Origin of the sequence: Ruegeria halocynthiae (assembly GCF_000743705.1) — a bacterium.
GTDB lineage: Bacteria > Pseudomonadota > Alphaproteobacteria > Rhodobacterales > Rhodobacteraceae > Ruegeria > Ruegeria halocynthiae_B.
Map to the genome: position 1 here is coordinate 57673 of NZ_JQEZ01000002.1, position 19781 is coordinate 77453.

General features: G+C 59.0%; 15 protein-coding genes. 5 read left to right on the plus strand and 10 right to left on the minus strand.

Annotation, left to right across the window (positions count from 1 at the left end):
* Positions 1-11: 11 nt before the first annotated feature.
* The 3 genes from JT51_RS06585 to prfB form a co-directional block, all read right to left on the minus strand.
* Complete coding sequence (locus JT51_RS06585) at positions 12-794, minus strand: DUF2189 domain-containing protein (RefSeq protein WP_037309785.1); 783 nt, start codon at positions 792-794, stop codon at positions 12-14.
* 29 nt (positions 795-823) lie between these two features.
* Positions 824-2221: an amidase gene (locus JT51_RS06590; protein ID WP_200876073.1), complete on the minus strand. Its 1398-nt coding sequence runs from the start codon at positions 2219-2221 to the stop codon at positions 824-826.
* A 175-nt stretch (positions 2222-2396) separates the two neighbouring features.
* On the minus strand, positions 2397-3521 hold the full coding sequence (gene prfB, locus JT51_RS06595) for a peptide chain release factor 2 (protein ID WP_037309789.1): 1125 nt from the start codon (positions 3519-3521) through the stop codon (positions 2397-2399).
* 78 nt (positions 3522-3599) lie between these two features.
* On the opposite strand from prfB, the gene JT51_RS06600 reads away from it, so the two are divergent.
* Positions 3600-4433, plus strand: a complete 834-nt coding sequence (locus tag JT51_RS06600) for an aminoglycoside phosphotransferase family protein (protein WP_037309790.1) — start codon at positions 3600-3602, stop codon at positions 4431-4433.
* On the opposite strand, the gene JT51_RS06605 is transcribed toward JT51_RS06600, so the two are convergent.
* From JT51_RS06605 to JT51_RS06615, 3 genes are all read right to left on the minus strand, one after another.
* Entirely contained in the window at positions 4427-6916 is a 2490-nt protein-coding gene (locus JT51_RS06605) for a penicillin-binding protein 1A (RefSeq protein WP_037309793.1), read from the minus strand. The two genes, JT51_RS06600 and JT51_RS06605, sit on opposite strands and share 7 nt — an antisense overlap.
* A gap of 95 nt (positions 6917-7011) precedes the next feature.
* Complete coding sequence (locus JT51_RS06610) at positions 7012-8232, minus strand: N-acetylmuramoyl-L-alanine amidase (protein WP_037309795.1); 1221 nt, start codon at positions 8230-8232, stop codon at positions 7012-7014.
* A 66-nt stretch (positions 8233-8298) separates the two neighbouring features.
* The gene (locus tag JT51_RS06615; protein WP_037309797.1) at positions 8299-9462 is read right to left on the minus strand and encodes a pyridoxal phosphate-dependent aminotransferase; all 1164 of its coding nucleotides are present in this window, start codon (positions 9460-9462) and stop codon (positions 8299-8301) included.
* On the opposite strand from JT51_RS06615, the gene JT51_RS06620 reads away from it, so the two are divergent.
* The 3 genes from JT51_RS06620 (at position 9461) to JT51_RS06630 (ending at position 12735) form a co-directional block, all read left to right on the plus strand.
* Positions 9461-10843: a M48 family metalloprotease gene (locus tag JT51_RS06620; RefSeq protein WP_037309799.1), complete on the plus strand. Its 1383-nt coding sequence runs from the start codon at positions 9461-9463 to the stop codon at positions 10841-10843. The genes JT51_RS06615 and JT51_RS06620 overlap by 2 nt on opposite strands.
* Positions 10840-11598 carry a DsbA family protein gene (locus JT51_RS06625; protein WP_037309802.1) on the plus strand — a complete coding sequence of 253 codons (759 nt, stop codon included), beginning with the start codon at positions 10840-10842 and terminating at the stop codon, positions 11596-11598. The genes JT51_RS06620 and JT51_RS06625 overlap by 4 nt, the downstream gene beginning before the upstream one ends.
* A 66-nt stretch (positions 11599-11664) precedes the next feature.
* Positions 11665-12735: an agmatine deiminase family protein gene (locus JT51_RS06630; protein WP_037309804.1), complete on the plus strand. Its 1071-nt coding sequence runs from the start codon at positions 11665-11667 to the stop codon at positions 12733-12735.
* A gap of 20 nt (positions 12736-12755) precedes the next feature.
* Here the strand turns inward: JT51_RS06630 and ispG are convergent, their stop codons facing one another.
* The 3 genes from ispG to hemA all read right to left on the minus strand — a co-directional run bounded on the left by ispG (position 12756) and on the right by hemA (position 16511).
* On the minus strand, positions 12756-13877 hold the full coding sequence (gene ispG, locus JT51_RS06635; protein WP_037309806.1) for a flavodoxin-dependent (E)-4-hydroxy-3-methylbut-2-enyl-diphosphate synthase: 1122 nt from the start codon (positions 13875-13877) through the stop codon (positions 12756-12758).
* A gap of 70 nt (positions 13878-13947) precedes the next feature.
* Positions 13948-15159: a helix-turn-helix domain-containing protein gene (locus JT51_RS06640; protein ID WP_037309808.1), complete on the minus strand. Its 1212-nt coding sequence runs from the start codon at positions 15157-15159 to the stop codon at positions 13948-13950.
* Positions 15160-15287: 128 nt separating this feature from the next.
* Complete coding sequence (gene hemA / locus JT51_RS06645) at positions 15288-16511, minus strand: 5-aminolevulinate synthase (protein ID WP_037309811.1); 1224 nt, start codon at positions 16509-16511, stop codon at positions 15288-15290.
* A gap of 333 nt (positions 16512-16844) precedes the next feature.
* On the opposite strand from hemA, the gene JT51_RS06650 reads away from it, so the two are divergent.
* Positions 16845-18230, plus strand: a complete 1386-nt coding sequence (locus JT51_RS06650) for a M20/M25/M40 family metallo-hydrolase (RefSeq protein ID WP_037311816.1) — start codon at positions 16845-16847, stop codon at positions 18228-18230.
* Positions 18231-18373: 143 nt separating this feature from the next.
* Here JT51_RS06650 and lpdA read toward each other — a convergent pair whose 3' ends face one another.
* Entirely contained in the window at positions 18374-19768 is a 1395-nt protein-coding gene (lpdA, locus tag JT51_RS06655) for a dihydrolipoyl dehydrogenase (protein WP_037309814.1), read from the minus strand.
* Between the last annotated feature and the right edge of the window lie 13 nt (positions 19769-19781).

Sequence of the window (19781 nt, forward strand, 5' to 3'; positions counted from 1 at the left end):
GCCCCCCCGTGTCAGGCCGCGTCTGTGCCTTGTGTCTGCGTAATCAGCCGATACAGATGCCAGCTTGCATGCCCCAGCAAGGGCAGCACGATCAATAAGCCCAGAAACCACGGTATCATGGCCACAAACGTCAGAACCGCAATAAATACGCCCCATCCCAACATGGCCCCCAAATTGGCGCGGACATAGCTGAAGCTGGCGATCATTGCGGTCACAAAATCAATTTCGCGGTCCAACAACATCGGGATCGAAAGCACAGTGATCATATACATCACCGTGGCAAACACCGCCCCGACAAATGTTCCAACGGCCAGCATCGTCAACCCATTTGGCGTCAGAAACACCTCAAGCGATGAAGACACGTTGGTCATGGTCGACAGCCCCATGAACAGGGCAAAGATCATGTGGCCCAGAAAAAACCAGAACAGAAACATGACCACCACGATGGCGCAGATTGACGGCAATTGACGGCGGCTTTGCTGGGCGACGACGCCAAGTATCGCGGCCATATTCAATGGCTCGCCAAGTTCCAGCCGGTGCGACACCTCATACAACCCGACGGCTGCGAAAGGCCCCAGCAACGGAAACCCGATTGTCGCAAGAACCAGCCAAAAGGTTGTCCCTGTCTGCACCGTGACCCAGGCCATCGCCCATCCCGCCAGCACGTAAAAGCCAGCGAACATCAGGCCAAAGATCGGGGCTCTGCGAAAATCAGCCCAAGCCCGTCCCAGGGCAAGGCGCAACATTTCAATCGTCACCGGGCGCATTTCCGGCACGCCAAACGGTTTTTCCATGTCCTGTCCCTCCTCCCTCGTGTGCCTTGTTACCCGACCGGTCGTCTTTGAGGCCATCCAGTCGCCGCATGATATGCCGCCCCCATCGACAGGATGCGCTCATCAGAGCCACGCGGCCCAAAGACCTGCATCCCCATGGGCAACCCTTCGACCCCAAATCCAACGGGCACCGAAAGGCAAGGCAAACCGATCAGGCTGACCGGAACAACAACCTCCATCCACCGATGATAGGTATCCATCCTTTTCCCCGCGATCTCTGTCGGATACGGCGTTTCGATTTCAAACGGCCAAACCTGTGCGGATGGCAGGACCAGAGCGTCATAATCCTGAAAAACCTCAGTTGCGCGGCGAAACCAATCCGATCTGATAACGCTGGCGCGGTGCACCTGCATCGCGGTTAAAGCCAAGCCCTGATCCAACTCCCATTGCGCTGTATCTTTCAGCGACGCGCGATGCTCGGTCAGCGGCACAAAGCCTGCCGCTACGTTCCAGGCCCGCAAGGTAACCCAGCTGTCCCAGATACGCTCAGCCTCGAACGGCGGCGCGACAGGAACGACCTCGGCACCGAGATCCACAAAAACCGACAGGGCATCCCGGCACAAGTCGCGAATGCCGTCTTCGAACGGAAAGGCACCACCCCAATCATCCAGCCAGCCAATCCGCATACCCTTCATATCCGCAACGCCAAGGGGCGAAACCGCAGGGCTTTCGACCCCCAGCGGGTGACGCGGATCAGGCCCGGCAATCACATCCAGCAGCACGCTCAGATCTTCGGGGCTGCGCGCCATGGGGCCAAGTGTCGAAAGCTGATGCAGAAAGCCGTCACCCTCGGGTTCGGACGGGACACGCCCCCAACTTGGGCGGAACCCATAGACATTGTTCCAGGCCGCCGGATTGCGCAGGCTACCCATCATGTCCGATCCATCTGCCAGCGCCACCATCCCCGTCGCCAGCGCAACCGCCGCACCGCCGGACGACCCACCACAAGTCCGGGTCGGATCGTAAGGGTTGGGTGTGGCCCCATAGACCGGATTAAAGGTATGAGAGCCCAACCCGAATTCCGGCGTATTGGTCTTGCCAATCAGGATCGCCCCCGCCGCACGCATCCGCGCGGCAATCAGATCGTCCTTTTGCGGAATATGGTCCTGAAAAATCGGCGACCCCTGCGAAGATACGATGCCCTCGACCTCGACCAGATCCTTGACCGCGATCGGCAACCCATGCAGCGGGCCCCGGTTTGGCCCGGCATCCAATGCGCGCGCCTCGGCCATCAACGTATCTGCATCGCGCAAGGCCACAATGGCATTCGCTGATTGATTGACCGATGCAATCCGGTTCAGCGTTTCCTGCATCAAATCGACCGCCGTCAATTGCCCTGCAGCAATCGCGTTCAACAATTCTGTTGCAGTTGTCTGGCTCAAATCCATCCCAGGTTCTCCCCTCTGTCGGGATCAGCCTAGCCGGGGCACATCGCCATTTAAACCCACTGTTTAGATGTATCTTTTTCGGTCCAGCATCCGATGCGGAACCGGCTTCATCTGGCCAAAAATATCCCGGGGGAGTCTCCGCCTGCGGAGACGGGGGCAGAGCCCCCTGCCTGACTTAATCGCCCTGCGCCTCGGACCGGCTTTTGCCCGCCACATTCAACGCCAGCGTGGCCGCCATGAACCCGTCCAGATCGCCGTCCAGAACACCTTTGGTATCCGATGTCTCAAAGTTGGTCCGCAGGTCCTTGACCATCTGATAGGGCTGCAAAACATAAGACCGGATCTGGTTGCCCCACCCGGCATCGCCCTTGGCCTCATGCGCTGCGTTGATATCAGCATTACGGCGGTCCAGTTCTTGTTGGTACAGCCGCGATTTCAGTGCCTTCATGGCGATATCGCGGTTCTGGTGCTGCGACTTTTCAGAGCTGGTCACAACGATACCCGTCGGAATATGCGTGATCCGCACCGCCGAGTCGGTGGTGTTGACATGCTGACCACCCGCGCCCGAGGACCGATAGGTGTCGATACGGATATCCGAAGGGTTGACTTCAATCTCGATATTGTCGTCCACCACCGGATACACCCAGATCGAACTGAACGAGGTGTGCCGCTTGGCCGCCGAGTCATAGGGTGAAATCCGCACCAGACGGTGTACGCCGCTTTCCGATTTCAGCCAGCCATAGGCGTTGTGGCCGGAAATCTTGTACGCAGCGGATTTAATCCCCGCCTCTTCACCAGAGGTCTCGGATTGCAGCTCGACGGTATAGCCTTTCTTCTCGGCCCAACGCACATACATCCGCGCCAGCATCGACGCCCAGTCACAGCTTTCAGTACCACCTGCGCCCGAGTTGATCTCGAGGAATGTGTCATTGCCATCGGCCTCACCATCCAATAGCGCCTCAAGCTCTTTCTTGGCCGCTTTGGATTTCAGCTTTTTGATCGCGCCTTCAGCATCCTGGATAACCTCTTCATCCTCTTCCATCTCGCCCAGTTCGATCAATTCGATATTGTCGCTCAGATCGGTTTTGATGGTTTCATAGGTCTCAATCGCGTCCACCAGCATCTGCCGGTCGCGCATCAGTTTCTGCGCTTTTTCGGGGCTGTCCCACAGGTTCGGATCCTCAACCCGCGCGTTGAATTCCTCAAGCCGGTACGGAGCGGTCTCATAGTCCATACGCTGCGCCAGCAGCTCTAGCGACTTTTCGATTTCCGCAACGATGTTCTGGGTTTCGGCGCGCATGGTTTGTCCCAACTTGCTCAATCAGGCCTGCGTGATAGCAAGAGGCGCGGGCCACCACAAGACAAGTGAGTGAGACGAATGAAAGACGCACCAAACGAGATTTTGCAGAGATGGGGCCTGAGCATCCTCACCTTGGTCGCAGATACGGGTCAAGCTAAGGTTTACAAAGTCGTATCAGGTAGCGGTCGCGTTTTTGCGCTTAAAATTTACCGGCATGCTGATCGCGGGAACGAAGCAGCCGGAATCAAGCTAATGGTCCGCTGGCGCGAGCGCGGCGCGGTGCATATCGTCCATGAAACCGCAAATGCGATTCTGATGGAATGGCTGGATGGGCCGACACTGGGCGCTTTGGCCAGAGATGGCAAAGTGGGCGTGGTATTGGCTATGCTTGCGGACACCGCACGTCGTCTGCATCAAGATCCAGTTGCTACGACCAGCGGCCTGAAGTCGCTGAACGACGTATTCGCACCTTTGTTTGCGTGTCAATTTTCTGCGGACTGCCCTGGGTCTCTGGCTCAGAATATTAAACAAGCAGCCGGTTTAGCCCATACCCTGTTGTACAGTCAGCAGAGAATAGTCCCATTGCACGGCGACCTGCATCCCGACAACGTCATTCTCACCGATACCGGACCACGGATCATCGACGCCAAAGGCTACTTTGGTGATCCTGCGTTCGAATTGGCAAACGCATTTCGTCATCCCAAGGGCATGCCAGACGTTATTCGTCAGCTCTCACAGGTCCGGCAATGCAGGCAGCTCTACTCTCAAGCTCTGAACGTTTCGCCAACACGTCTGATGCAGTGGGCAGCTGCCAAATGCGCGCTGTCAATCTGTTGGCGATCCAACGGAACAATCACATCCGATTCCCAGGCCGACCTTTTATCCCTGCTTTTGAACGCGGCGGATCAGTAAAGCCCGCCCCCCTGCAAATCGCCCTGGCTGGCGTTGGGTCCAACGGTGACAGTGTTACCGGTCGAGGTCGTGACCTGCCGGCCCGAGCTGTTGACCTCTTCGAACAGCGGCAAATCCGAACCCATGGCAAAGCCACCGTCATAGACGCGGTCGATAAAGCCGTCGACGCCATCGCGGAAGTATTCGGCAACGACATAATCACCGGTCGCATCCGCAGGCAGGCGCGCGCCGCTAAAGCGGTCGATCTTGATGAAATGACCACCCTCGGGCACTTCAAACGGGCCGCCGCCGTATTTCTCGACGGCCTTTTCCATAAAGCTCTGGAATACTGGCCCGCACAGGGTACCACCATAAGCCCCCCGGCCCATCGGGCGTGGACGGTCGTAGCCGATATAACATCCCGCTACGATGTTCGAGGTGAAGCCGATGAACCACGCATCCTTGGACTCGTTGGTCGTACCGGTCTTGCCCGCCGTCGGCACCGGCAGGTTGACAACGCGGGACGCCGTTCCGCGATCCACAACCCCGGTCATCATCGAGGTCAACTGATACGCGGTGATCGCGTCCATGACCTGAGAGCGGTTGGTTTCAATGGTCGGGGATTCATCCGGTTCCAGCCACGTTGAATTGCAGTCCAGGCACTGACGGTCATCATGGCGATAAATCGTTTCGCCGAACCGGTCCTGAATGCGGTCAACCAAAGTTGGCTCGACCCGTTCACCGCCATTGGCGAACATCGCATAGGCGGCAACCATCTTGTACAGCGTCGTTTCCTCGGACCCCAGCGAGTTGGCAAGAAACGCGCCCATCCGGTCGTACACACCAAACCGTTCCGCGTATCCAGCCACAACAGGCATTGTGACCTCTTGCGCCAAACGAATGGTCATCAGGTTCCGCGATTGCTCGATCCCGGTGCGCAGCGGCGTGGGGCCATAGAATTTATTGGACGAGTTCTTGGGTCGCCATAGACCCTGCGGTGTGTCCACCTCGATCGGGGCGTCGACCACGATGGTCGCGGGGCTGTATCCGCTATCCAGCGCGGCGGCATAGACAAAGGGCTTAAAGCTGGACCCCGGCTGGCGCTGCGCTTGCGTGGCGCGGTTAAACACCGAATCCTGATACGAGAACCCGCCCTGCATCGCCAGAACCCGGCCCGAGTTCACGTCCATCGCAACGAAACCGCCCTGCACTTCGGGCACCTGACGGGCGGTCCATTGACCTTCTTCGCCAGCCATCACCAGAATAACGTCGCCACGTTTGAAATTGGCTGTGAAATCGCCCTGCATCCATTTGATGTCAGACCGTGGAACGACGCCGTCTGCGGGGCCATCTTCGATACCAACAGTCAGCTGTTGTTCACCTACATTCATCACAACAGCGGGGAACCACTGTGTCGGGAGCACCACGTCGCGCGGGATTTCAATGATGGACAGCGCATCACGCCACTGGGTCTCATCCGCCAGCTTCTCTTCGGGGATCACCTCACCAGTCCCGCGCCATTTCCCGCGCGAGCGGTCGTATTTCTGCAACGCCTCGCGCAGCGCGCGGGCCGCTTCGACCTGCATTTCCTCATCCACCGAGGCGCGCACGGCGAAACCTCCGGTAAAGAATTCGCCCTCGCCGAAATCGTCGCTCAGCTGACGGCGGATTTCGTCAGTGAAATAGTCGCGTGGTGGCAGGGCTGTGCGGAAGCTTTCAAAATCACCATTCTGTACCGAGCGCAGCGGCTGGTCGACTTCAACCTCATAGGTCGCCTGGTCGATAAAACCGTTCTGCTGCATTTCACGCAGCACATAATTGCGGCGGGCCAACAGACGGTCCCGCTCATAAACCGGGTGGTATTTCGAAGGCGCTTTGGGCATCGCAGCCAACGTCGCAGCCTCATGCGGGGCCAGGTCCTGTAGGGTTTTGTTGAAATAGGTCTGCGCGGCAGCTGTCACACCATAAGAGTTCTGGCCCAGAAAGATCTCGTTCATATAAAGTTCGAGGATCTGTTCCTTGTCCAGCGTGTCCTCAAGCCTTGTGGCGAGGATGATTTCCTTGATCTTCCGTTCTGCTTTACGGTCACCCGACAGCAGAAAGTTCTTCATCACCTGCTGCGTGATCGTTGAGGCCCCACGAACATTCTCACCTTTGGACTTTATCGCCTCAAACCCGGCGGCGATGATGCCGCGCGGATCATATCCCTGATGCGAATAGAAGTTCTTGTCTTCCGCCGAGATAAAGGCCTGTTTCACCAGATCGGGGATTTCCTCGGACGGGGTGAAAAGGCGGCGTTCCTGTGCGAATTCGTCGATCAACTGACCCTCGCCGGAATAAATCCGGCTGATTGTCGGCGGCTTGTATTGCGCCAGCGACTCATGGCTGGGCAGGTCGCGGCCATACATCCAGAACACCGCGCCCATCACCAGCGCAGCCATAAAAACACCAAGGGTTACGAGGCTGAAAATCGCCCCGAAAAACGAAAGAATGAACCGGATCACGTTACTGCCTTTTACTCGCGCTGCCGCCTATATAGTGGTGCCCCGGCGCAGGGTCAAAACACGATGGCCAATAATAGCCGGTTTGCAACGTCGGGTCACTGACCAATCAGGGATCTTTTGACCAGATCATCCTGTCGCCACCGATCCAACCCCTTGACGATGCCGCGTGCCATATCCTGTCGCCAGTCGGGATTTTGTATGTTTTTCAGGTCTCTGGGGCTGGACAGAAATCCAAGCTCTACCAATACGGACGGTATATCCGCCGCCTTGAGCACCGAAAAGGATGCCGTACGGATCGGTCGGCTGTTCATCGGCCCGCCCTGCTGTGTCATCCCCTGCGCCAGGGACCGCGCCAACGAGTCGGTGCGCGGCCGCGTCTCTTGCCGGGCGATGTCCAACAACACATCGGCCACTTGATCGTCTGCCCCGCTCAGGTCAACGCCCGAAATCAGGTCGCCCCGATCATGACGTTCAGCCAGCTTGTGGCTGGCCACGTCCGAGGCATCATCAGAAAGGGTGTAAACCGCCGCGCCGTGGGCCTGCCCCTCGGACAGGGAATCCGCGTGAAGCGAGATGAACACATCCGCCCCGGCCCGATGCGCCAAGGCGATACGACGTTCCAGCGAAACAAACTGATCGTCGACCCGCGTCATCACAACCTGATACCCGCCCGCGCGCAGCAGCAATTCGCGCAGCTCGCGTGCGAAGGTCAGCATCAGGGCTTTTTCATTCGTATCATCCGTTTCGGCCCCCGGGTCGATGCCGCCATGACCGGGGTCCAGCATAACCCGCAACGGGCGCGACCCGTCTGCGCCGGGAACCGCAGACGTTACCGCCGGTTCCGGCAAATCCCAACCGGGCTGTCGGGGGGCACCGGCGCTGGCGGCAAACCTGTCAAAATCCGTACCCATCAGGTTCAGGGACAGCCGCGCCGCCCCTGTCACCGGATCAATGCGCATATCGGCGGTATCCACGGCCAATGGCGCACCAAGATCCAACACCATCCGCGACCATCCCGGCACATAAGCGCCGAACTGAACACCGCTGATACGGTTGGTTTGCAAAAAGGCGTCGCGGTTCAGGCCGGTCCAATCGACCTCCTGAAAGTCCAGGATCATACGATAGGGATCGCGCAGCGTGAACACGCGGTACGGCACCCCCTGACTAAGACCAAGCTCGATCCGGACACCGGACCGGCCGTCATCGACGATGCGGCTCTGCGCGGGCAGAACGCGCGCAAGCGCGCTAAAATCCTGCGCGGCTGCAGCACCGGTCAGCGCCCAGATCAGCGCGATAGCATAGATAATCCTGCTCATGGCCTCAAGTTTTCCCGAGATCGTTTGGCCGCCAGCCTATCTTATCCCGGCGGTCTTGTGAACGGTTTAGGCTGGCGCGGCGATCGCCCCACGGTCAGCCATGAAGCGACGCAGCCTGAGCAACCCCTCTTCGATATCCGCCGAGGACCGCGCATAGGAAAACCGCAAGGTCGTGTGACCACGCAGCGGGTCGAAATCCAGCCCCGGCGTGACGGCTACCCCGGCCTTTTCCAGTATCTCAGCCGCAAAGGCGCGGCTGTCATCGGTCAGGTCGGACACATCCGCATACACATAAAACGCCCCGTCCGGTGGCGCGATATTGGTGAACCCGGCCTTGGGCAACCCCTCTAGCATCAGACTACGGTTGCGGCGGTAGACATCCAGATTGGCCTGCAATTCATCGTCGCAATCCATCGCCGCCAACGCGGCCAACTGGCTGGCGTGGGGGGCGCAGATGAACATGTTCTGGGCAATGCGTTCGACCACGCGCACCTGATCCTCGGGCACCACCATCCAGCCAACGCGCCAACCCGTCATCGAGAAGTATTTCGAGAACGAGTTGATCACATAGCATTCATCCGTCAACTCTAACGCGGTGACGGCCTTGGCCTCATATTCCAGCCCGTGATAAATTTCGTCACTGATGAACGAAGCCCCCTGCCCGTGCGCAGCCTCAATCAGCGCGCCCATGGCGGCGTGGTTCAGCATCGTGCCGGTTGGGTTGGCGGGCGACGCGACCATCAGACCCTGCAGGTCCAACCCCGCGAAATCCTGCGCGACCGGTTGCAACCGGTTTTCCGGCGCAGTCGGCAGGTCAACCGGCACCAGTCCCAAAGCCTTTAGAATCTGCCGATAAGACGGATAGCCCGGTGCGCCGATACCCACGCGATCGCCGCTGTCGAACAGGGCGGTGAAGGCCAGCAAGAACCCGCCCGACGAACCGGGCGTGATCACCACCCGTTCGGGGTTCAGATCGACATTGTACCATTCGCCATAAAGCCGCGCGATCCGCTGCCGCAACGCAGGCAGGCCCAAGGCCACCGTATAGCCCAGTGGGGCGTCCTCCATCGCCGCTGCCAATGCCTGAATGGCACCTTTGGGCGCGCCTGTTCCGGGTTGGCCTACCTCCATGTGGATGATGTGGCGCCCGGCTTCTTCGGCGCGGCGCGCGGCCTCCATCACGTCCATCACGATGAAGGGATCGACCCCGGACCGGGTTGAGTTTCGCATGCCCATCTCCCATGTTGCAGCCATGGCTTTTGAACGCGTATCAAGGCTGGCGTCAATCCCGGCCCTGTTGCTGATTGCAGTGACATGGATGGCAAGCGCCGTTCAGTCGGGCGCGCAAAGTCTGATCCGGGACCCCGACATTGAACACGGCCTGCGCGAGCTGGCCTTTCCGGTTCTGCGCGCCGCTGGACTGAACACTAACCGGGTACAAATACTGGTGGTCAATGACAGCACGTTCAACGCCTTTGTCATCGACTATAACGCGATCTACGTGAATTACGGGCTGATCCTGACCGTCGAATCCCCCGAGATGTTGCAGGCGGTTATCGCCCATGAGGCCGCCCACATCGCCAACGGTCATCTCGCCCGGCGGGTGGAAAACCTGCGGGCCGCGCAGCGAAAGGCCGGTCTTGGCACCGCCCTTGCCCTGATTGTCGCCGCAGCGGGCGGCGGTGAGGCCGCAGCGGGCATCGCCGCGGGCACCCAAAGTGCCTCTCTGCGCAGCTTTCTGGCACATACACGCGCCGAAGAATCTTCGGCCGACCGAAGTGCGGCCAGCTATTTACGATGGGCCGGCATCTCACCCAGCGGAATAGTCGCCCTTCACCAGAAATTCGCGGGGCAAGAGCTGCTGAACACCGTCAATCAAGACCCATACATGCGGTCCCACCCCACCAGCCGCGAACGGTTGCGCGCAGCCAAAGCGATTATGGATGAGTACGGGGATCAGGCAAAAGCAGACCAGAACGCCGATTACTGGTTTGCCCGGGTCAAAGGCAAGTTGTCGGCTTTCCTGCGATCACCAGTCTGGACCATGCGGCGCGCGCAGGAAGAAAGCGCAAAGGACATACGCCTGATGCGCGAGGCGGCGGCACATCACCAGAACCGCAACCTCTCAAAGGCGCGGGCCGCAATTGACGGTGCCCTCGCCATTCGTCCGGACGATCCGTATTACTATGAGCTCAAGGGGCAGATCCTTTTGGAAAACCGCCAGCCGCAAGAGGCGATTGCCGCCTATGGTCAGGCGGTGGAAATGGCCCCCAATGACGCGCTGATCTTGGCGGGCTATGGTCGGGCGCTTTTGGCGCAGGGTAACACAAAGTTTGCACTGCAAGCGCTTGAAAAAGCACGCGCACGGGATTATCGAAATGCCCGATTGATGCAGGATCTTGGGGTGGCTTACGCCAAGGTCGGAAATACCGGCATGGCCTCGGTCGTGACCGCAGAACGATTTGCGTTGCAGGGCCGTTTGGCCGATGCGGGAATTCATGCAAAACGTGCCGTCGGGCAGCTGCCCGAGGGTTCACCAGGTTGGCAACGGGCACAGGATGTGCTGATTGCCTCGGAACGATTGAAGAAAAAGAAAAGGAAACGGAAATGATCCTCAGACATGCTGCACCGGCCCTTCTGGGGCTTTCCCTGTTAACCGGTCCTGCGCAGGCATTGGACCTGACCACCATGAGCGATGCCGAAAAAGAACAATTCGGCGCTCAGGTTCGGGAATACCTTCTGGAAAACCCCGAAGTGATCATCGAAGCGATCAACATTCTGGAACAACGCAACGCAGAAGTCGAAGCGCTGGCGGACAAGGAACTGGTCGCGGCCAATTCCGATGAGCTGTTCAACGACGGCTACAGCTGGGTTGGCGGCAACCCCGATGGCGATATCACTCTGGTCGAATTCATGGACTATCGCTGTGGCTACTGCCGCCGCGCGGTGCCCGAAGTGGCCAGCCTGCTGTCTCAGGATGGCAATATCCGGCTGGTGATCAAGGAACTGCCGATCCTTGGGGACGCATCGGTGCTGTCGTCGCGGTTCGCGGTGGCGACCAAGCACGTCGCGGGCGACGATTCCTATAAACAAGTGCATGACGCGCTGCTGGAAATTGGTGGCGACGTGACCGACGTCACCCTGCGCCGTATTTCCGACGGTCTGGGGTTGGACAGTGAGGCGATCTTTGCCGCGATGGACAGCGATCAGGTGACCGACGAGATCAACCAGACCCGCGAACTGGCGCGACGTATGCAGATTTCGGGCACGCCCTCCTTCGTTCTGGGCACCGAAATGCTGCGCGGATATCTGACGGCGGACCGGATGTTGCAGATCGCAAACGGCGTGCGTGCCGAACAGGGCTGAGGCATAGCGGGCACCCCGGTCGCAGGGGTGCCTGCAACCACCGCCAACCACGTAGGAAACTTCGCTATGAAACGAAGGGAATTACTGGTTGCCGGAGGGGCGATAGGGATCATGGGGATTACGAAACAGTCCTTCGCCGCGCCCGCGTCGGGTTATTACGTTCCTGCAGAGGAATCCCGGCATCATCGCACATTCATGCAATGGCCGAACAACCGGGATGTATACCCCGAGTCAGCTTTCCTGAACATCGTGCAGGACACGATTTCCGATATCGCCAACACGATTTCCGCGTTTGAACCTGTGGTGATGCTGGCCGCCGCCGACCATCACAAGCAAGCGCGCCGTAAGCTGTCTTCTAAGGTCGAGCTTTGGGATATTCCCACCGAAGATCTGTGGTGTCGCGATTCCGGACCGATTTTCGTAGTCAACAACGACGGCCAATTGGCGATCAGCCACATCCAGTTCAATGGCTGGGGGCAAAAACAGGTTCATACCAATGATGCGCTCATTGCCCCTCGGGTGGCTGATCGTCTTGGCCTGCAATTGCTGCCGACCGGCCTGAAGGGCGAAGCGGGCGGGGTTGAACAGGATGGCCATGGTCTGATCATCGCGCATGAAAGCTCCTGGGTGAACGACAACCGCAATCCCGGGCTGTCGCGCGATCAGGTCGAAGCCCGACTGCTGGCGGCCTACGGGGCGGATCGCATGATCTGGTCCGAGGGGGTTTGGGGTGAGGATATCACCGATTACCACATAGACAGTCTGGCCCGCTTCACCGGGCCGGGCCGCATTCTGATGAACCTGCCCGATGCGCCTGACATGAATGATCCCTTCCATGTTGCCGCGCTGGATACGCATGATCGGCTGAAAGCTCAGGGGATGCAGATTGAGGTCATACCCGAACCGCACACCCGCCGTGTCCGGGATTTGGATTTCGTCGCCTCATATGCGAATTACTACGTCTGCAACGGGGCCGTCATCGCCGCCCAGTTCGGAGACCGCGAGACAGACCAAATCGCCAGCGATGCATTGGCGCGCCACTTTCCGGGGCGCGAAATCGTGTCATTGAAAGTGGACGCATTGGGAGAGTTGGGGGGCGGCATTCATTGCGCCACACAACAGATGCCCGCCGTCTGACGGCTGCCTTGCTGCCAGGTTTACTCGGCCGCCTCAGCAGCTGCGTCCAGTTCGGCCGCCTTTTTCTCGACCTCTTCCACGATGTGCTCGATCATCTGATCGTTGGACATTTTGTGGCTGGCCTTGCCCGCCAGATACACCATGCCAGCCCCGGCCCCACCGCCGGTAAAGCCCACATCGGTCATCAACGCCTCACCCGGACCATTCACGACGCAGCCGATGATGGACAGGGACATCGGGGTCTTGATGTGCTCCAGCCGGTGTTCCAGCGCCTCGACTGTCTTGATCACGTCGAACCCCTGCCGCGCGCAGGACGGGCATGAGATGATGTTCACGCCGCGATGGCGCAGGCCCAGAGATTTCAGGATTTCAAAGCCAACCTTGACCTCTTCCACCGGATCGGCGGACAGGCTGACGCGGATCGTGTCGCCGATACCCATCCACAGCAGGTTGCCCAGACCGATAGCCGATTTGATGGTGCCGGACACCAGCCCTCCAGCCTCGGTAATACCCAGATGGATCGGGGCGTCCGTGGCCTCGGCAATACCCTGATAGGCGGCGGCGGACAGGAAGACGTCGCTGGCCTTCACACTGATCTTGAAATTGTGAAAGTCGTTGTCCTGCAGAATGCGGATATGTTCCAACCCGCTTTCGACCATCGCCTCGGGGCAAGGCTCGCCGTATTTCTCAAGCAGGTGCTTTTCCAGACTGCCCGCGTTCACACCGATCCGGATTGAACAATTGTGGTCACGCGCGGCATTAATGACCTCTTTGACGCGTTTCTCATCCCCGATATTGCCCGGGTTGATCCGCAAACAGGCGGCACCGGCCTCGGCGGCCTCAATCCCACGGCGGTAATGAAAGTGGATATCGGCCACAATGGGCACCGGGCTTTCGCGCACGATCTCTTTCAGGGCTTTTGACGATGCCTCATCCGGGACCGATACCCGCACGATATCCGCGCCAGCGTCGGCTGCGGCCTGCACCTGCGCAACGGTTCCCGCCACATCGGTTGTCAGCGTGTTGGTCATCGTCTGAACGGCAATCGGTGCATCGCCACCGACGGCAACATCCCCGACCATGATCTGACGGGATTTGCGGCGGTAGATATTGCGCCACGGGCGGACGTGATTGAGCGACATGAGGACGGGTCCAAGGCAGCCAGAGTTGGTCTTTAGATAGTCCGCCTATCGGGGCGCCGCAATGGCTAGATCACTCGGCGGGGTCTTCGGACACCTGCGCCTGAAGTTCGGCCACCAACTGTTTGAGGGCACTGTTCTGTTCAGCCTCAAGATCGGCGACGTCATAGCGTTCGGCGACGGCATCCTTGGAAAGGACAACACCCTTGGCAACGGTGCCCGGATTGCCGACCGGGCCGAAATGTTCGCCGTTCATCGAGAAGTACACCGATCCCGATGCACCGGCACGCAGTTGCGGCGGCTCTTCGGTCAGCGGCACCTCGAATGTGCTGCCCTGTTCGACAGTGCCCAGCGTGCCCTCAAAGATGATGCTGCCATCCGCTGCCGTGACCCGCATCCAGGCCGGGTCGACCGCGACGATTTTCAGTGTGCTGTCGATCTGTTCGACCACCTGCGGCAAGGTCGGGCGCTCGACAGTGTGAACCTCGGCCACCTCAACCCTGGGCAGCTCTGGCGGAAGGAAAGTTCCAACCGTGCGCGGGTCCAGTGTCGAAATCGGGGCGTCACGTGCGACCAGAACCGGCACGTCCAGCGCCTGCGGACGATACAGCCTGTCCAGCGCCTCGGCACTTGGCGTTATGGCGGTTGCCACATCCTCGGTCACAACGGCGCGGGCGGCATCCAGCGGATCAAGATCCGACAGGACAACGGGCGCTTGTTCCACCGGACTGACCTGCACCTGCTGAATTTTGTTCAGAACCGACCAGCCGCCGTATCCAATGCCGCCAATGACCGCCAACAACACCAGCGAAGAGCCAATGGCGCGCGGCTCAATCTGGCTGACCAGGGATTCCTTGCCCGGGATATAGGGGGTGTTCGGCGAAATGAAGGGGTCGCGCCCCATCGGGCCGCGCGCGGGCAAACCACCAGCGGGCTTGCGTACGACCGAAGCCTCAGCCGACATGCCGTGCGCAACCTCGAACCCGCTTTCCTTGCAGAAGACGGCAAAGGTTTCGTCCGGGTTCATTCCCAGATAGCGCGCGTAAGAACGCACATACCCGGCGATAAAGCCGGGTGTGTCGAACGCATCTGGATCAGCGTTTTCAATGGCTGCGATGTAGTTGGCTTTGATACGAAGCTCTCGTTGGACATCCAGAAGGGACTTGCCCATGGTTGCGCGTTCGCCGCGCATCATGTCGCCAAGCTGCACCTCGTAGTCGTCAAAGCCCTTTGGCCTGACATCTACGTCGCTTTCGGATTCGCGCTGTGATCTGCGCCCAATCATCCCTGCTGCCCCATTCTGCCTGCGCGTGTTTCACGCTAACGGCGAATCATTCCCTTAACGATTCGTCCGATACTTTTGTTAGCGTAAGCTTAACACGCGGAAAACGCGTTGCACACTTTGGCGTGAGGTTATCCGGCAAGTTCGGCGCGATTTAGCGCACAATGTGACCAAAGTTCGTCCATGGCCTGTACCAACCGGTTCATTTCGTCGGGCCCATGCACGGGTGACGGGGTGAACCGCAGACGCTCGGTGCCACGGGGCACCGTTGGAAAATTGATCGGTTGAACATAGATGCCATAGTCATCCAGCAGCATGTCGCTCAGCTTTTTGGTGTGCACGGGGTTGCCGACGATCACAGGCACGATGTGGCTGCCATGGTCGATCAGCGGCATACCCAGACCTTTAAGCCGCAGCTTGAGGATGCTGGCCTGGGTCTGATGCTGCTCGCGCAATTCCGGCGCACGTTTGAGATAAGCAACCGAGGCCGCCGCCCCTGCTGCAACCGCCGGCGGCAGCGAGGTGGTAAAGATGAAGCCCGGCGCATAAGAGCGCACAGCGTCGCACATTTTCTCGCTGGCGGCGATATAGCCGCCCATGACGCCAAAGGCCTTGGCAAGGGTGCCGTTGATGATGTCGATGCGATGCGCCAGCCGGTCGCGTTCGGTCACGCCGCCACCGCGCGGGCCGTACATGCCAACGGCGTGGACTTCGTCAATATAGGTCAGCGCGCCGAATTCATCGGCCAGATCACAGATCTCTTCAATCGGGCCAAAATCGCCATCCATCGAATAGACCGATTCAAAGGCGATCAGTTTGGGGGCTTTCGGATCATCTGCCTCAAGCAGCTCACGCAGATGGGCCACATCGTTGTGACGGAAAATACGCTTGGCACCGCCATTGCGGCGCACGCCTTCGATCATCGAAGCGTGGTTCAGCGCATCGGAATAAATGATCAGGCCGGGGAACAGTTTCGGCAGGGTCGAAAGCGTTGCATCATTGGCGATATAGGCGCTTGTAAACAACAGCGCGGCCTCTTTGCCGTGCAGATCGGCCAGCTCGCCCTCAAGCTGTTTGTGGTACACTGTGGTGCCCGAGATATTGCGTGTCCCACCCGATCCGGCACCAGCGGCCTCAACCGCTTCGTGCATCGCGTTCAGAACAACCGGGTGCTGCCCCATGCCCAGATAGTCGTTTCCGCACCAGACGGTGATGTTCTGTTGCGACCCGTCCGGGCGCGTGCGCACCGCGTGCGGGAAGTGACCATTACGGCGTTCGATATCGATGAAGGTCCGGTAGCGTCCTTCGTCGTGCAGCCTGGCAATCGCTGAATCGAGCTGAGCAGTATAGTCCACCGGTTTCTCCTTACAGGCCCGGCTGCATTCGCGCCAACCGGACGTCTTCCCTGGTACCGCTTACGGATAACTCCGAAATGATACCGACGCGTTCCCCTAATTCCCGCAACATATAGACAATATGGGAAACGCTGAATTGATTTGCATCAAATATCCGCTCGGATCGGTGTCGACAAGTAAAGTTACGGCCATCAGACGCGAGGAAACGACGCAGGCGTTCCCCTGCCCGCCTAAAGGTTTCCGATAATATACCACATTTAGGGCAATGCGCACTGGACGAGGGCGATGGCGCTGATAGGGTTCGGGCAAATCTCATCCAAGCAGGAGCCCGCAATGTCGCTGGACGCCGTTCTGAACCGCATCGACGCTGATCTGCAAACCTCGATCGACCGCCTGATGGAACTGCTGCGCATTCCGTCCATTTCCACGGACCCGGCCTTTGACGCACAGGTCAGCCAGGCCGCCGACTGGCTGGTGGCCGACCTGCAAAGCATTGGCATTACGGCTGAAAAACGCGAAACCACCGGGCACCCCATGGTTGTTGGTCACGTCGGCGAAGACGGTGGCGCGCCACATGTCCTGTTCTATGGGCACTATGATGTTCAACCCGTCGACCCCCTGAACCTGTGGAATCGCGACCCGTTCGACCCGGCAATCGAAGAAACCGCCAATGGCCCGGTGATCCGTGGCCGCGGATCATCGGATGACAAAGGCCAGTTGATGACCTTTGTCGAGGCCTGCCGGGCGTGGAAAGCCGTACATGGCACCCTGCCCTGCCGCATCACCTTTTTCTTCGAAGGCGAAGAGGAATCGGGCTCACCCTCGCTGGTGCCGTTTCTGCGCGAAAACGCGGCCGAACTGAAAGCGGATCTGGCGCTGGTCTGCGACACATCGATGGTGTCGCGCGGTGTACCTTCGATCGCCTCGCAGCTGCGCGGAATGCTCAAGGACGAATTCACCATCATCGGCCCCCGCATCGACCTGCACTCTGGCCACTATGGCGGACCCGGCCTGAACCCGTTGCGCGAATTGTCGAAAATCGTAGCTTCGTTCTATGAGAACGAAACCGGCCGCGTGGCGGTTGAAGGGTTCTATGACGGCGTCCATGAAGTGCCAGCCGAGCAATTGCGCCAGTGGCAGGACTGTGGATTTGACGAGGCGGATTATCTGAATTCGGTCGGATACACGCAGCCCCACGGCGAAAAGGAATACTCGACCCTGGAACAGCAATGGGCGCGCCCAACACTCGAGGTCAACGGACTGTGGGGCGGCTACAATGGTGCGGGGTCAAAAACAGTGATCCCGTCGCAGGCGCACTGCAAGATCACCTGCCGTCTGGTTGGCGACATGGACCCCGACGCCCTGCGTGACAAAATCCGCAAACATGTAGAAGATCGCCTGTCGCCCGACGCCAAGATCGAATGGGACAATGACCTTGAGGGTTCCCCGGCTTCGGTCATGAACCTAAACCGCCCGGAATTTGAAGCCGCCCGTGGGGCGTTGTCCGACGAATGGGACCGCGAGGCGGTATTCACCGGTATGGGCGGCTCAATTCCCGTTGTCGGCTATTTCAATACCGAGCTTGGACTGGATTCAATGCTGGTCGGCTTTGCCAATGACGATGACGCTATCCATTCACCAAACGAGAAGTACGACGTAAAAAGCTTTCACAAAGGCATCCGGTCCTGGGCTCGCATTCTGGATGCGCTTAGCCGTTAACTTCCTTTTGCGAGGCTCTGCCTCGCGCTCCGGGATATTTTTGGCCAGATGAAGCAAGGAGTCCCCTATTCATCTGGCTGTAAATATCCCGGGGGAGTCGCGCGGCACGCGCGGCGGGGGCAGAGCCCCCTTTCGGGCGCTGATCACATGTGAATGACCTTGCCATAAGCGTCCAACACGCTTTCGTGCATCATCTCTGACAGAGTTGGATGCGGGAAAACCGTGTTCATCAGGTCTTCTTCCGTCGTTTCCAACTGGCGGCCGACCACATAGCCCTGAATCAGTTCGGTTACTTCCGCGCCGATCATATGCGCGCCCAGCAATTCGCCGGTCTTGGCATCAAACACCGTTTTGATCATCCCCTCAGGCTCACCCAGTGCGATGGCCTTACCGTTACCAATAAAGGGGAAGCGCCCGACTTTGATGTCGTAACCCAGTTCCTTGGCTTTTGCTTCGGTGTAGCCAACCGATGCCACCTGCGGCTGGCAATAGGTGCAGCCTGCGATGCTTTCGGGTTTCACCGGATGTGTATGTTTACCGGCGATCAACTCTGCGACCATAACGCCCTCGTGGCTGGCCTTATGCGCCAACCACGGCGCGCCCGCGATATCGCCAATTGCATAGAGGCCATCGACACCCGTGCGACAGAATTCGTCCGTCACAACATGGGTCCGGTCGAGCTTTACGCCCAAAGCCTCAAGCCCCAAGTTTTCGACATTGCCAACGATCCCAACGGCCGAGATCACGGTGTCAAAGTCGTGCTTTTCGACCTTTCCCTTGACCTCGATATGCGCGGTCACCTTCCCTTTGGTGCGATCCAATTGCTTGACCATCGCCTTTTCCATGATGGTCATGCCCTGCTTGGTGAACGCCTTTTTGGCCAAGGCACTGATCTCGGCGTCTTCGACCGGCAGCACGCGGTCCATCACCTCGACCACAGTCGTATCCGCGCCCAACGTGTTATAGAAGCTGGCGAATTCGATACCGATCGCGCCTGACCCGATTACCAACAGTTTTTTCGGCATCCGAGGCGGTTGCAACGCGTGCTTGTAGGTCCAGACCAGATCACCATCGGCCTCTAACCCCGGCAGCTCTCGCGCCCGGGCGCCCGTTGCCAGAACGATGTTCTTGGCGGTCAGCTCCTCAGAGTCCTTGTCGGTTTTGACAGTAACCTTACCCTTGGACGGGATTGTCGCCTCACCCATCACCACAGTTACTTTGTTTTTCTTCAGCAGGTGGCCAATGCCGCCCGAAAGCTGGCCGGCCACCCCGCGTGAGCGTTTTACAACCGCGTCCAGATCATAGCTGACCTTGTCGGCCTTCAGGCCGAAATCCTTGGCGCGCTCCATCAGGTGGAACACTTCGGACGAACGCAACAAAGCCTTGGTCGGGATACAGCCCCAGTTCAGGCAGATACCGCCCAGATGCTCACGCTCGACAACGGCGGCTTTCAGGCCCAGTTGTGCAGCGCGAATGGCCGCTACATACCCGCCAGGACCGGCGCCGATTACGATCAGATCAAAAGATTGTGCAGCCATGTTTCCCTCTCGG

Coding starts and splice junctions, on each gene's coding strand:
- lpdA (WP_037309814.1), bottom strand. CDS start 19,768: ATGGCTGCACAATCTTTTGATCTGATCGTAATCGGCGCCGGTCCTGGC.
- JT51_RS06650 (WP_037311816.1), top strand. CDS start 16,845: ATGTCGCTGGACGCCGTTCTGAACCGCATCGACGCTGATCTGCAAACC.
- JT51_RS06615 (WP_037309797.1), bottom strand. CDS start 9,462: ATGCGAAACTCAACCCGGTCCGGGGTCGATCCCTTCATCGTGATGGAC.
- ispG (WP_037309806.1), bottom strand. CDS start 13,877: ATGTCGCTCAATCACGTCCGCCCGTGGCGCAATATCTACCGCCGCAAA.
- JT51_RS06625 (WP_037309802.1), top strand. CDS start 10,840: ATGATCCTCAGACATGCTGCACCGGCCCTTCTGGGGCTTTCCCTGTTA.
- prfB (WP_037309789.1), bottom strand. CDS start 3,521: ATGCGCGCCGAAACCCAGAACATCGTTGCGGAAATCGAAAAGTCGCTA.
- JT51_RS06585 (WP_037309785.1), bottom strand. CDS start 794: ATGGAAAAACCGTTTGGCGTGCCGGAAATGCGCCCGGTGACGATTGAA.
- JT51_RS06620 (WP_037309799.1), top strand. CDS start 9,461: ATGCCCATCTCCCATGTTGCAGCCATGGCTTTTGAACGCGTATCAAGG.
- JT51_RS06640 (WP_037309808.1), bottom strand. CDS start 15,159: ATGATTGGGCGCAGATCACAGCGCGAATCCGAAAGCGACGTAGATGTC.
- JT51_RS06610 (WP_037309795.1), bottom strand. CDS start 8,232: ATGAGCAGGATTATCTATGCTATCGCGCTGATCTGGGCGCTGACCGGT.
- JT51_RS06590 (WP_200876073.1), bottom strand. CDS start 2,221: ATGGATTTGAGCCAGACAACTGCAACAGAATTGTTGAACGCGATTGCT.
- JT51_RS06630 (WP_037309804.1), top strand. CDS start 11,665: ATGAAACGAAGGGAATTACTGGTTGCCGGAGGGGCGATAGGGATCATG.
- JT51_RS06600 (WP_037309790.1), top strand. CDS start 3,600: ATGAAAGACGCACCAAACGAGATTTTGCAGAGATGGGGCCTGAGCATC.